General features: G+C 66.7%; 11 protein-coding genes. 2 read left to right on the top strand and 9 right to left on the bottom strand.

Features of this window, described 5'->3' with window-relative positions:
• Positions 1-18 precede the first annotated feature (18 nt).
• Together G7Y54_RS07845 and G7Y54_RS07840 are read left to right on the top strand one after the other, a co-directional pair.
• Positions 19-846: a YkgJ family cysteine cluster protein gene (locus G7Y54_RS07845; protein WP_165078771.1), complete on the top strand. Its 828-nt coding sequence runs from the start codon at positions 19-21 to the stop codon at positions 844-846.
• 132 nt (positions 847-978) lie between these two features.
• Positions 979-1,407, top strand: coding sequence for a bacteriohemerythrin (locus tag G7Y54_RS07840; protein WP_165078770.1), 429 nt, complete (start codon positions 979-981; stop codon positions 1,405-1,407).
• 103 nt (positions 1,408-1,510) lie between these two features.
• Here G7Y54_RS07840 and G7Y54_RS07835 read toward each other — a convergent pair whose 3' ends face one another.
• The 9 genes from G7Y54_RS07835 to G7Y54_RS07795 form a co-directional block, all read right to left on the bottom strand.
• Positions 1,511-2,779: a 6-phosphofructo-2-kinase/fructose-2,6-bisphosphatase gene (locus tag G7Y54_RS07835; protein WP_165078769.1), complete on the bottom strand. Its 1,269-nt coding sequence runs from the start codon at positions 2,777-2,779 to the stop codon at positions 1,511-1,513.
• A 50-nt stretch (positions 2,780-2,829) separates the two neighbouring features.
• The gene (tyrS, locus tag G7Y54_RS07830; protein ID WP_165078768.1) at positions 2,830-4,026 is read right to left on the bottom strand and encodes a tyrosine--tRNA ligase; all 1,197 of its coding nucleotides are present in this window, start codon (positions 4,024-4,026) and stop codon (positions 2,830-2,832) included.
• A gap of 203 nt (positions 4,027-4,229) precedes the next feature.
• Positions 4,230-4,478 carry a hypothetical protein gene (locus G7Y54_RS07825; RefSeq protein ID WP_165078767.1) on the bottom strand — a complete coding sequence of 83 codons (249 nt, stop codon included), beginning with the start codon at positions 4,476-4,478 and terminating at the stop codon, positions 4,230-4,232.
• A 169-nt stretch (positions 4,479-4,647) separates the two neighbouring features.
• Entirely contained in the window at positions 4,648-5,478 is an 831-nt protein-coding gene (locus G7Y54_RS07820; RefSeq protein ID WP_206214932.1) for an FAD/NAD(P)-binding protein, read from the bottom strand.
• A 493-nt stretch (positions 5,479-5,971) separates the two neighbouring features.
• Positions 5,972-7,045: a 4Fe-4S dicluster domain-containing protein gene (locus G7Y54_RS07815; RefSeq protein WP_165078766.1), complete on the bottom strand. Its 1,074-nt coding sequence runs from the start codon at positions 7,043-7,045 to the stop codon at positions 5,972-5,974.
• Complete coding sequence (locus G7Y54_RS07810; protein ID WP_165078765.1) at positions 7,045-8,490, bottom strand: hydrogenase iron-sulfur subunit; 1,446 nt, start codon at positions 8,488-8,490, stop codon at positions 7,045-7,047. Before G7Y54_RS07810 ends, G7Y54_RS07815 begins: the two co-directional genes overlap by 1 nt.
• On the bottom strand, positions 8,478-10,439 hold the full coding sequence (locus tag G7Y54_RS07805; protein WP_165078764.1) for a CoB--CoM heterodisulfide reductase iron-sulfur subunit A family protein: 1,962 nt from the start codon (positions 10,437-10,439) through the stop codon (positions 8,478-8,480). The genes G7Y54_RS07810 and G7Y54_RS07805 overlap by 13 nt, the downstream gene beginning before the upstream one ends.
• Positions 10,436-11,344: a CoB--CoM heterodisulfide reductase iron-sulfur subunit B family protein gene (locus tag G7Y54_RS07800; protein WP_165078763.1), complete on the bottom strand. Its 909-nt coding sequence runs from the start codon at positions 11,342-11,344 to the stop codon at positions 10,436-10,438. Before G7Y54_RS07800 ends, G7Y54_RS07805 begins: the two co-directional genes overlap by 4 nt.
• Positions 11,341-11,925 carry a 4Fe-4S dicluster domain-containing protein gene (locus tag G7Y54_RS07795; protein WP_165078762.1) on the bottom strand — a complete coding sequence of 195 codons (585 nt, stop codon included), beginning with the start codon at positions 11,923-11,925 and terminating at the stop codon, positions 11,341-11,343. The genes G7Y54_RS07800 and G7Y54_RS07795 overlap by 4 nt, the downstream gene beginning before the upstream one ends.
• Positions 11,926-12,012: the final 87 nt, after the last annotated feature.

Raw genomic sequence — 12,012 nt, 5'->3', positions numbered from 1 at the left:
CCGCGCCCCGGAGCGCCCATGGACGGCACCAAACTGCCCGGCCCCGACCACATCGAGGCCAGCCAGCCCGACACGGACGAAGGCCGCGACCTGCTGGAAAGCCTGCCCGAGCTCGCCCCGGACGAGACCTTCGTTTTCGACTGCGGGCCGCACATGCCCTGCTTCAACCGCTGCTGCGCCGAGCTCACCCTGCCGCTCACGCCCTATGACGTGGTGCGCCTGCGGCGCCAGCTCGGCATGAGCGGCGAGGACTTTTTGCGCACCTTCGCCAGCATGCGCTCCTTCCCGGATACGGGCTTTCCCCTGCCGCTCCTGCGCATGCTCGAAAGCCCCGACGCGCCCTGCCCCTTCGTGACCCCGGCCGGCTGCTCGGTCTATGAGGACCGCCCGGGCGCCTGCCGCTGCTACCCGCTCGGGCGCGGCGCCCGCATGGGCACGGACGGCGTGAACGAGCGCTTCTTCCTCGTGCGGGAGGAGCATTGCCGCGGCTTTGACCACGGCACGGCGCGCACGCCGGCCCAGTGGTTCGCCAACGAGGGCATGGAGCCCTACACAGCCTTCAATGACCGCTACATGCGCCTCATGGCCATGGTGCGCGCCACGGAGCGGCAGCTCGAGCCCAGGCTCGCCACCATGGCCATCCTCTGCCTCTTTGAGCTCGACAAGTTCCGCGAGCTCATCGAGACCATGCGCATCTTTTCGCGGGTGGAGGTGACAGAGGAGCGGCAGGCGCGCATCATGGAGGACAGCCTCGCCGGCGACGAGGCCGCCCTGGACTTTGCGCTGGACTGGATGGAGCTCGTCATCTTCGGGGTGAGCCCCAACCTCACGCGCGCCGGGAGCTGAAGCCGGCCTTCCGTCCGGCACCGGGCCAAAAGCGTCCTTGGCATTGACGGGCAGCCGCCCCCATGGTAGCAGGGGATACTCTCCCGTGTTCCCGATTTCCGGCACGGTCACCTGTCACCCGTGAGGTCCCGCATGCTGGATTGGCACGAACGCTACGAAGTCGGCGTGGAAAGCATCGACCATGCCCACAGGGAAATTTTCCGCGTCATCAACCGCCTGCACAAGATGGTGCGCGTGGGCGGCAACACGCAATGGGCCGCCGCCGAGGCCGTCAAGTATCTGCGCACCTATGTGGTCAAGCATTTCGAGGACGAGGAAGCCTACATGCGCTCCATTGACTTTCGGGATTATGAAGCGCACAAGGCCATCCATGACGGCATGCGCGACCGCATCGTGCCGCGCCTGTACTCCCGGATGGAAAACAAGAAGTATTCCGAGGATTCCATCCACCAGTTCCTCGACATCTGCGGCAAGTGGATGAGCAAGCATATCCTCGGCCATGACCGGGAATTGCTGAAGTATCTCGAGAGCGAGGAGGAGGCCGAAGCCGCGGAGAGCTGAGCCGCCGGATTCACAAAACGCCTTAAAAACATGAGCCGCCGGGGCGCCTTTGCATGGCATCCCGGCGGCGTGTTTTTTAGCTGCGCCGCGTCTGCGCCCCGGCTCAGGCGTAAATCTGCGGGTCCTTGAGGGCCGTGTCCTTGTCCACGGGCACGCCGCCGCTGCCCTCGTAGGGGATGCGCTCGAAGAGCTTGCGGTGCGGCGTGAGCGCGATGTGGAAATACTGGTTCTGCGGGATGTGGATATAGGGCACATCTTCGGTGCGCTGGCGCAGGAAGAGCGACACGAGCACGCGGTTGATGGCCTGGTGCCCGAGGATGAGCAGGGGCTGGTCGCCCGCGAGGAAGAGGGCGCGCCGAAGCCCGCGCTGCACGCGCTCGCGCAGGATGGCGTAGCTTTCGCCGTTGGGATAGGCGTAGGCGTACTTGTCCGCGTTGCGGGCCGCCGTGACCTCGGGCATTTTTTCGCGGATCTCCGAGTAAAGCATGTTCTCGCAGTCGCCGGCCCAGATCTCGTCAAATTCGCGCAGGGCCATGACATGGGCCTCGGGGTGGCTTTCCAGCAGGGGCGCCGCCGTCTCGTGGGAGCGCATGCGCGTGGAGGTGAACACCCAGTCGATGGGGCGCCCCTCCATGTGGCGCGCCAGCGCCTGGGCCTGGGCGCGGCCCTTGGCGGTGAGCGGCGGGTCGCCGCCGATGCGGCCCTGGACGTTGAACTCGGTCTGGCCGTGGCGCGCGAGGTAGAGGCAGGGCGTCCACACGCTGACCACGATCTCGCGGATGGCCGAATAATAGGGCGAGCTCTCGCACGGTCGCTCGGCCAGCACGCGGTTGGCCGTGGAATCCACACACATCCAGTATTTTTCGTCCGTCAGCGGGTCGTAGATGGTCTCGTAATACTCGATGCGCTGCATGAAGCTCTTGAGCGCCTCGTCCTTGGTGTAGGACGCGTATTCCGGCAGGTCCGCCTTGCGCCGGATGCAGGCGTTGAGCAGGAGCGGGTCCTCGTTGACGCACTCCACAAAGAGCACGGGATGGTCGCGCAGCTTGGACTCGATGAACTGGCGCCGCGCGCGGCTCGCGTTGGTGGCGTCGAGGATGGCCACCTCGCCGTCGCCCGAAGCGAGCCAGGATTGCGCCTCTTCAAGGTTGCGGCGGGCAATCATTTCGCGCGCCTGGCGCCCGAAGCTGTTGTCTGGATTGTAGAAATCCGGCTCCGTGGATTCGGCGCCGAGCAACTGGCGCCGGATGTCGCCATTATTGAAGCTCTTGGCGGCGATGCCCTCCGCCAGGAGCCCGTCGCGGATGCGGCGCGCCATGGTGGATTTGCCCCGGCCCGGCAGGCCGACCATTGCCACATAGAGCTTGTGCATCTCGTGCCTCCGTGGGTGGATGCGGGCGCCGCCGCTGGCGGCAGGCGATCTCAGCGCACCGTGAGCCGCAAAAAGCGCTTCTTGCCGAGCCTGACCTCGTAACTCCCGGCCGCAAGGGGCGCCGCCGCGTCGTTCACGCGCTCGCCATTGGCGCTGAGCGCCCCTTCCTTGACAAGGCGCTTGGCCTCGGCGCGGCTCTTGACGAGGCCCGCGGCCTCGAGAAACGCCGCCGGGGTGCTGGCCTCGCCGGCCTCGCAGGCATATTCGGGCGCGTCCGCCGGGAAGGAACCCCCGGCAAAGACCGCGTTGAACGACTGGCGCGCGGCCCTGGCCGCGTCCTCGCCGTGGTAGCGCGTCACCATTTCGCAGGCCAGGTCTTCCTTGGCGGCCTTGGGATGGACTTTGCCGCCCTCCACCTCGGCGCGCAGGGCGGCGATGTCCTCAAGGCTTTTGGCCGAGAGCAGCTCGTAATAGCGCCACATGAGCTCGTCGGAAATGGCCATGAGCTTGCCGAACATCTGCTCGGGCGGCTCGCTGATGCCCACATAGTTGCCATAGGACTTGGACATCTTGCGCACGCCGTCCGTGCCCTCGAGGAGCGGCATGGTGATGATGCTCTGGCCGGGCTGGCCGTAGTGGCCCTGCAGGTTGCGGCCCATGAGCAGGTTGAATTTCTGGTCCGTGCCGCCCATCTCCACGTCGGCCTGAAGCGCCACGGAGTCATAGCCCTGGCAGAGCGGATAGAGGAATTCGTGGATGGAGATGGGCCGCTCCTCGCGGAAGCGCTTTTCAAAGTCGTCGCGCTCCAGCATGCGGGCGACGGTGCTGTGCGCGGCGAGGCGGATGAAGTCGGCGGCGCCCATCTGGCCGAACCAGCGGGAGTTGAACTCCACGATGGTCTTTTCCGGGTCGAGGATCTTGAAGACCTGGCTCTTGTAGGTCGCGGCATTGGCGAGCACCTGCTCCCCGGTGAGCGGCGGGCGCGTCTCGCTCTTGCCCGAGGGGTCGCCGATGCGGCCCGTGAAGTCGCCAATGAGGAAGATGACCGTGTGCCCCAGCTCCTGGAAGTGGCGCATCTTGTGCATGACCACGGTGTGGCCGAGGTGCAGGTCGGGCGCGGTGGGGTCGAAGCCCACCTTGACGCGCAGGGGGCGGCCGGCCGCCAGCTTGGCGGCAAGCTCGCCCTCGTCGATGATTTCCGCCGCGCCGCGCCGGATGAGCGCCATCTGGCGGTCAATGTCGGTCATGAGTGCCTGCCGGTATCTTGACGTGGAGCCCGGGCATCCGGCAGGCGGGCTTCTGCCCCGCCTGCCGGAAGGCCGGAAAAAAATGCCGGGCGCCCCGTCACCATGACGGAACGGCCCGGCATTTTGATACTCTTTCGCCGGCGGCGCTGTCAAATGCCCGGCGGGCGCGGCGCGAAAGGCCGGCCCCGGGGGCTGCCCGGGCGCTACATGCCGAGCAGGGCGAAGACGCGGCTTTCGGAAAGGCCGCCGTGGACGGACAGGGCCGCCACATTGTCCTGCGCGATCATGGAGAGGGTGTCGTCGAGGACGCCGTCCACCTCGCTGTCGTCGAGCAGGGTGGGCGCGTGGATGTCGACCATGTCTCCAACCGGCGCGGGCGCGGCCTCGCCGCCATCCTTGTCAAGCGTGGGAAAGGCAAAGGGAAGCGCGGAACGGATGCCGGAAATTTCCATGGTCAGTCTCCTTTGGTCCAAAAACCGCCCGCAGGCGGGGTGCGTCAAAATTGCCGCATGAGCGGGAACGCCTACTAGTATGCAAGGGGAATGCCAACTCGAAATGAAAGAAGCCGGCCCCGCAGGCGCAACCCGCGGGACCGGCCCCCAAACGCGAGGCTCTGGCCGGCTACATGTCCGGCGGCAAGCCCTGCAATTCCTTGAGCGTGAACACCGGCCCGTCCACGCAGACATAGCGGCTGCCGATATTGCAGCGGCCGCAGATGCCGATGCCGCACTTCATGCGCTTTTCCAGCGTGGTCACGATGTTCTCGGGCGCGAAGCCGAGCTTTTCCAGCGCCTGGAGGGTGAACTTGATCATGATGGGCGGCCCGCAGAGCACGGCCACGGTATTCTCCGGCGAAGGCGCGAGCTCCTCCAGCACCTTGGGGATGAGGCCCACGCGGTGCCCCCAGTTCTCATAAGGGTTGTCGATGCAGAGGGTGCAGTCGAGATCCGGGTTCTGCTTCCAGTCGTCGAGCTCGTAGCTGTAGGCCATGTCCACCGGGCTGCGCGCGCCGTAGAGCAGGCTGATCTTGCCGTAATCCTCCTTGCGCTCCAAGAGGTGCAGCATGATGGTGCGGATGGGCGCCATGCCGATGCCGCCGCCGATGAAAAAGACATTCTTGCCCTTCCAGTCCTTCCACGGAAAATAATTCCCGAGCGGCGCGCGCACGCCCACCTTGTCCCCGGGCGAGAGGTGGTGGATGGCGTCCGTCACCTCGCCGGCGTCCATGACCGAGAACTGGAGAAAGCTCTTCTCGGACGGCGGCGAATTGATGACAAAGGTGGCTTCGCCCGCGCCGAACACCGAGACCTGCCCCACCTGCCCGGGCTCGAAGGTGAAGTTCTCCATGGCTTCGGCGTCGTCCAGCACCACGCGCAGGGTACGGATATTGCGCGTCTCCTGAATGATCTCCACCACGGTGGCGAGCTTGGGGAGGTACGGGTTGCCGGTCATGAGCGGGCGCGGCGAGATGCCCTGGGGCATGCGCGGGCCCGGCTTGCCGGCGGCATCCTGTTTGGGCGCGGGCTTGGGGGCCGCCTCCTCCTTTTCGGCAGCCTTGGGCGCGGGCTTGGCAGCTTCCGCTTTCGGGGCCTTGGGCGCTTCCGCAGCCTTGGCGGCGTGAGGTGCCTCGTTTTCGGGCACGGGCAGGTTCTCGCCCTCCACGGCCGGGAGCGGCGCTTCCTTCAATTCGGTCAGCATGGGCTGCTCGTCCGCGGGCAGGGCCTTTTCCTCCGCGGGCGCGGCCTCCTTCACGGCCTTGGGGGCCTTCACGGCCTTGTCGGCCTTGGCGCTCTTGCCCCCGGCAGCCGGGGCGGCGCGGCCCTTGGTCTTTTTCGTATCGGCGTCCGAAGCCTTGGGAGCGGCCTTGGCCTTTCCGGCAGTCTTCCTGGTTGCCATGAATCAGCTCCTTTCACACAAATGGACTTCAAGAGATGCCACGAAGGCCCTAGACCTTGCCCTTGGCCGCGGCCACGGCGTCGAGCACGATGGCGCGGATGTCGAGGCACACCGGGCAGTTGGTGATACAGCGCCCGCAGCCGCTGCACAGGTAGGGCCCCCAGTTTTCCGGGTAGGTCCAGAACTTGTGCGAAACGCGGTTGCGCATGCGCTGGTACTTCTCCGGGCGCGGATTGTGGCCGCTGGCCTCGCGCGTGTAGAGCGAGGACATGCAGTTGTCCCAGCTCCTGAGGCGCCGGCCGCCGCAGGGGCTTTGCGGCTCGCCCTCGTCCGTGATGTTGAAGCAGTAACAGGTGGGGCAGAAGTAGGTGCAGGCCCCGCAAGAAAGACAGCGCGCGGTCTCGGCCTCCCAGAAGGCCGTGTCCTCGAACATGGCCTTGAGGCTTTCCTGCGCCGCCTTGAGGTCGGGCGCGGGCACGAGGCTCGCCCAGGCGGCCTTGCGCGCGGCCTCGGCCAGCGGGAACTTGTCGGCCCCGTCGGGAAGGCCGCTCGCCTCAAGGAGTTCCTCGCCCTTCCCCGTCATGGCCTGGAGCACATAGCCGCCCTCGATCTCGGTGATCAGCACGTCCGAGCCGATGGGCGAGGTGGGGCCGCCGCCCACCCAGTGGCAGAAGCAGGTCTCGCAGCCCGTGGCGCAGGTGAGGCTCACCACCGTGAGCTTTTCGCGCCGCGCCTTGTAGTAGGGATCGGCATAGAGGCCTTCGAGGAAGGGCTTGTCCAAGGCCGCGAAGCCGCGCGCGTCACAGGGGCGGCAGGCGAAGACCACGGTGGGCACGCCCTCTTCCACCGCCGTGAGCGCCAGCGTCGTCTGGTTGAGGTCCGCCGGGTCGCGGCTTTTCTGGAAGGTCATCAGGGTCTCGCACTCCGGCAGCACCGCCTCTTTGGGGGGCACCGTGGCCTTGGCGAGGGTCATCTTGATACCCGGCTCATAGGGCGCGAACACCACGGAGGGCTTGGAGGCCGCGGGCTTTTCCACGGGCACGAGCACGCGGCGGCCGCCCTTGGCGAGGCTGGCCGCAAGGCCCGGAAGCCCGTCCGAAGCGACAAAACGGATCTTGCTCATTACCAGTCCCTCTCATGGATATGCGGTTCTTCCACGGCGTAGGTCAACAGCGGCGGGATGGCTTCCGGGTTGATGCCGGACTGGTAGCCGCCGAAGAGCTTGCCCACCGCGCGGGCGATCTGCTGGCGCAGGGCGAGGATGGGGATGCCCACGGGGCAGGCGCGCTGGCACTCGCCGCAGCCCGTGCAGCGCCCGGCGAGGTGCAGGGCGTGGATGGTCTGGAAGAAGAGCTTGTCGCGCGCGCTCTCGCCCTGGCTCATCCAGTGCGGATCGCGGGCATCGGAGATGCAGTAGTCGCGGCAGACGCACATGGGGCAGGCGTTGCGGCAGGCGTAGCAGCGCAGGCAGCGCTCCATCTGCGCCTTCCAGAAGCCCATGCGTTCCTCAAGGCTCATGGCGTCGAGCATGGCGAGCTCGGGCGGCGTGTGCGCGGCCGGCGTCACCTCCACGGGCGTGCCGAAACGCTGGTCGGCGATGACCGCGCCCGGCGTGGTGCAGCCATAGCACTTGCCCTGGGCGCATTCCGTCATGCAGAAGCGGTGCTCCTTGCCGTCGGCCGTGATGGTCACCGAGGCCTCGTCCATGGTCACGCTGTCGATCTTCGTGTAGCGGCCGAGCTCGGTGTTCACGCGGGCCATGTCCAGCACGCCCTCGCAGGGGATGGAGAAGATGGTCACGTCCTCGCGGTTGATGAGCTTTTCCTGCAACAGCTCGGCGATGGAGCGCGAATCGCAGCCCTTGACCACGATGCCGACCTTCCTGCCCTTGAACTGCGGCAGATAGACGGCCAGATTGTTGACGTTGAGCGGCCCCCAGACGAGCTTGTCCACATCCTCCGGGGTCTTCATGAAGAGCGGCACGGTATGCGCCGCGTCATAGCCCTGCTGCCAGCCGATGACGAACTCGAGCTCCGGGAGCTTCGCCTTGATGGCCTCCTTGAGCTCGGCGAGCGCCGCCTTCTCCCCGGTGCCCAGCGGATGCAGGGAGGTGAGAGCCATGTCGGCGAGCCTGAGCAGGGGCTTGGCGTCCTCGAGGCGCGGCGCGGGCCCGAGGTCATGGATCTCGGCGGTGAATTTCTGCACCACCTCCTGCCAGCGCTGGCCCTCCGAGGCCGACACCCAGGTGTAGGCGAAGCGGCGCGGGTCGATGCCGATGACGGGCAAGAACTCGCGCACCACTTCGAGGCGGCGGCGGGCGTAGAAATTGCCCACCGAATAGTGGCAGTCACGCGGGTGGCAGCCGGAAACGAGCACGCCGTCCGCGCCCTCCAGCAGGGCCTTGACGATGAAGAGCGGGTCCACGCGGCCCGTACAGGGCACGCGGATGACGCGCAGGTCGGTGGGCTGCCCGGCGCGCGCCACGCCGGCCGTGTCCGCGCCGCCGTAGGAGCACCAGTTGCAGAGAAAGCCGACGATCCGCAGTTCCTTGCCTTCTAGAACCGGCATAGCGCGTTGACCTCCGCGAGAATCTGGTTGTCGGTGGAATGCGAGAGCTGGATGGCGCCCTGCGGACAGGTCGCCACGCAGAGGCCGCAGCCCTGGCAGACCGTTTCAATGACCTGCGCCTTGTTCACGCCGCGCATGTTCACTTCCTCGATGGCGCCGAAGGGGCAGCAGCGGATGCACTTGCCGCAGTCCACACAGCGGCGCATGTCCACATGCGCGATGGCCGGGTCGCTCTCGAGCTGGGGCTTGGCGAAGAGGCCGAGCACCTTGGCCGCCGCCGCCGAGCCCTGGGCCACCGAGGCCGGGATGTCCTTGGGGCCCTGGCACACGCCGGCGAGGAAAACGCCCGCGGTGTTGGTCTCCACGGGTTTCAGCTTGACGTGGCTCTCCATGAAGAAGCCGTAGGCGTCATAGGAGATGCGCAGCTTTTCCGCCAGCTTGGCGGCGCCAGCACTGGCCTGGATACCCACGGCGAGGACCACGAGGTCGGCCTTGATCTCGATGGGCTCGCCCATGAGCGTGTCCGCGCCCATGACCACGTAGCGGCCCTCGCCGTCCGGGTAGATGGCGGAAACGCGGCCCCGGATGTAGTGGGTGCCGTATTCCTCCATGGTGCGGCGCGTGAACTCGTCATAGAGCTTGCCCGCAGCGCGGATGTCCATATAGAAGATATAGGAATGGGAATTGGGCAAATGGTCCTTGGTGAGCACGGCCTGCTTGGCCGTGTACATGCAGCAGAACGAGGAGCAGTAGGGGCGCCCCACGGATCTGTCGCGCGAGCCCACGCACTGGATGAAGACAACGTTCTCCGGCTCGCGGCCGTCCGAGGGCCGCACCACGTGGCCGCCCGTGGGGCCCGAGGCGTTGAGCAGGCGCTCGTACTGGAGGCCCGTGATGACATCCGGGTAGCGGCCGCCGCCGTATTGCTCATAGACGGACCAGTCCATGAGGTCATAGCCCGTGGCCGCCACGATGGCGCCCACGGTCTCGGTGACATACTCGTCCTTGAGTTCGTAATCCACGGCGCCCGTGGGGCAGACCTTGGCGCAGATGCCGCACTTGCCGCTCGTGAGCTTGCGGCAGTAGGGCGCGTTGATCACCGCCTTTTTCGGGATGGCCTGGGGGAAGGCGATATTGATGGCCGTGGTGTCGCCCATGAACTCGTTGAAGGCGTCGGGCGTCTTCTTGCTCGGGCATTTCTCGGTGCAGGCGCCGCAGCCCGTGCACTTGCTCCAGTCCACATAGGGCGTTTTCTTGCGGATCTTCACCGTGAAATTGCCCACATAGCCCGAGATGTCCTCCACCTCGGAATACGCATAGAGCGTGATGAGCGGGTGCTGGGACACGTCCACGATCTTGGGCCCGAGGATGCAGGCCGAGCAGTCCACGGTGGGGAAGGTCTTGTCGAGCTTGGCCATCTTGCCGCCGATGGTGGCCTCGCGCTCCACGAGGATGACGGGCACGCCGCCGTCCGCGCAGTCGAGGGCGGCCTGGGTGCCGGCCACGCCGCCGCCGATGATGAGCACCTTCTTCGTCACCTCGAAGGCCTTGGGCGAGAGCGGCCGGTTGCGGCGCAGCTTTTCCACGGCCATGAGCACGAGCTCGGCGGCCTTGTTGGTGTTGGCCTCCTTGTCCTTGCCGATCCACGAGACGTGCTCGCGGATATTGGCCATCTCGAACATGTAGGGGTTGAGGCCCGCGCGCTCCACGGTGCGGCGGAAGGTGGGCTCGTGCATCCTGGGCGTACAGGAGGCCACGACCACGCCGTCGAGCTTGTAGTCGTGGATGGCCTGCTCGATGGCCTGCTGCCCGGGCTCGGCGCAGGTGTACATGGGGTCGTCCGCGTAAACGACATCGGGATACTGGCGGGCGCGCTCGGCCACCTGGGCCACGTCCACGGTGCCCGCGATATTGCTGCCGCAATGGCAGACGAAAACGCCGATTCTCATGCCTTGCCTCCCTTGGCTTCCGTGCCCTTGGCGCTCGCGGCCTCCATCTTGCGCAGGAGGGGCCCGGCGCTCACGCAGAGCTGGTCCAGACCGAGGTGCTCGGGCGCGATGCCCATGGCGAGGCCCATGAGCTGGGTGAAATAGAGCACCGGCATGTGGAAAAAGGCGTCCTCGGCCTTCTCGGCCTGCTTCTGCCTGAGATCAAGATTCATCTGGCAGAGCGGACAGGCCACGGCGATGGCGTCCACGCCGAGCCGGGTCGCGAGCTCGAGGATGCGCCCGGAATTGCGCGCCGTGAGCGGCCGCTCCGGGATGCCGAAGGACGCGCCGCAGCAGACCGTCTTGAGCGGAAATTCCACCATTTCCGCGCCGCAGGCGGAAAGCAGGGTCTCCATGAGGGTGGGGTTTTCCGGGTCGCCGAACTGCATCACGTCCGCCGGGCGGCTCATGAGGCAGCCGTAATAGGCCGCGAGCCTGATGCCCGTCAGCGGATTTTTCACGCGGGCGGCCAGCGTGTCCGCGTCATAGACGCGGCCGATGAGCTGCATGACCGAAGTGCTCTCCGGCAAGTCCTCGGCGGCGGGCGCGTCCAGGAGCTCGTTGACGCCCTTGCGGAAGGCCGGCTCCTTCATGCGGTCGGCCGCGAGCCTGAGGTTGGAGAGGCAGCTCGGGCAGGGCGTGACCACCTGCTCGGCGCCTTCCTTGGCCGCAAGGTCGAGGTTGCGCGCGCAGAGCGCGGCGGAAAGCTGGGTATCCACGGCGTGGGCCGGCGTGGAGCCGCAGCAGCTCCAGCCCGGGATCTCGGCGAGCTCGATGCCGAGCGCCGCGCAGAGCGCGCCCGTGGACTTGCCGTAGTCGAGGGCCGAGCCTTCCTGCGAGCAGCCCGGATAATAGGCGAACTTCATGGCCGCACCCCCTTGGCCTTGGCCCGCTCCTTGTAGCGCGAAAGGATGCGCCCGGCAGCGGCCGCGCCCTCGTCGGGCGCGCACTTCGGGATAAAGGGCAGCTTGTGCCGCTTGAGCGCCGCCGGCGCGAGGTCGAGGTCGGTGGTGAGCCTGAGCGAGCGGAACATGTAGAGCGCCATGGTGCCGATCTCCCAGGTGCGGCCGAAGGCGCGCACCGTATCGAGGAAGGAGAGCCAGAACTTCTCCACCCGGGGCACGGTCACGTCGCCCTCGTGGCGCGCCATGTGGCGCAGGGTCTCCATGACGCGGGCCACGTCGATATTGTTGGGGCAACGCTGGCTGCACATGGAGCAGCCGAGGCAGAACCAGACGGCATTGGACTTGAGCACCTGCTCCTTGAGGCCGAGCTGCACGCCGCGCATGATCTGGTTCACCTGGCGGTCATAGACGAAGCCCGCCGGGCAGCCGGCCGTGCAGTTGCCGCACTGGTAACAGGTGGAGATGTCCTGGCCGCTGCGCTCCTCCACCTCGCGGGTGAAGGCCGCATCGCGCATCCGGCCAAGGGAGATGGCATTCATCATGGCAACTCCGAAACTGGTCGCAGGTTATATAACCGGGAAGGCAAAACACCGCGTTTCCCGTCAGCGTACAGGAAGCACGAACGAAAA

Source organism: Desulfovibrio sp. ZJ746 (assembly GCF_011039155.1).
In the GTDB taxonomy this organism is placed as follows: Bacteria; Desulfobacterota; Desulfovibrionia; order Desulfovibrionales; family Desulfovibrionaceae; genus Desulfovibrio.
Note: the sequence above shows the minus strand (reverse complement) of the source record. Positions and strands in the feature narration are given on the sequence as shown.

Coding starts and splice junctions, on each gene's coding strand:
- G7Y54_RS07845 (WP_165078771.1), top strand. CDS start 19: ATGGACGGCACCAAACTGCCCGGCCCCGACCACATCGAGGCCAGCCAG.
- G7Y54_RS07840 (WP_165078770.1), top strand. CDS start 979: ATGCTGGATTGGCACGAACGCTACGAAGTCGGCGTGGAAAGCATCGAC.
- G7Y54_RS07835 (WP_165078769.1), bottom strand. CDS start 2,779: ATGCACAAGCTCTATGTGGCAATGGTCGGCCTGCCGGGCCGGGGCAAA.
- tyrS (WP_165078768.1), bottom strand. CDS start 4,026: ATGACCGACATTGACCGCCAGATGGCGCTCATCCGGCGCGGCGCGGCG.
- G7Y54_RS07825 (WP_165078767.1), bottom strand. CDS start 4,478: ATGGAAATTTCCGGCATCCGTTCCGCGCTTCCCTTTGCCTTTCCCACG.
- G7Y54_RS07820 (WP_206214932.1), bottom strand. CDS start 5,478: ATGACCGGCAACCCGTACCTCCCCAAGCTCGCCACCGTGGTGGAGATC.
- G7Y54_RS07815 (WP_165078766.1), bottom strand. CDS start 7,045: ATGAGCAAGATCCGTTTTGTCGCTTCGGACGGGCTTCCGGGCCTTGCG.
- G7Y54_RS07810 (WP_165078765.1), bottom strand. CDS start 8,490: ATGCCGGTTCTAGAAGGCAAGGAACTGCGGATCGTCGGCTTTCTCTGC.
- G7Y54_RS07805 (WP_165078764.1), bottom strand. CDS start 10,439: ATGAGAATCGGCGTTTTCGTCTGCCATTGCGGCAGCAATATCGCGGGC.
- G7Y54_RS07800 (WP_165078763.1), bottom strand. CDS start 11,344: ATGAAGTTCGCCTATTATCCGGGCTGCTCGCAGGAAGGCTCGGCCCTC.
- G7Y54_RS07795 (WP_165078762.1), bottom strand. CDS start 11,925: ATGATGAATGCCATCTCCCTTGGCCGGATGCGCGATGCGGCCTTCACC.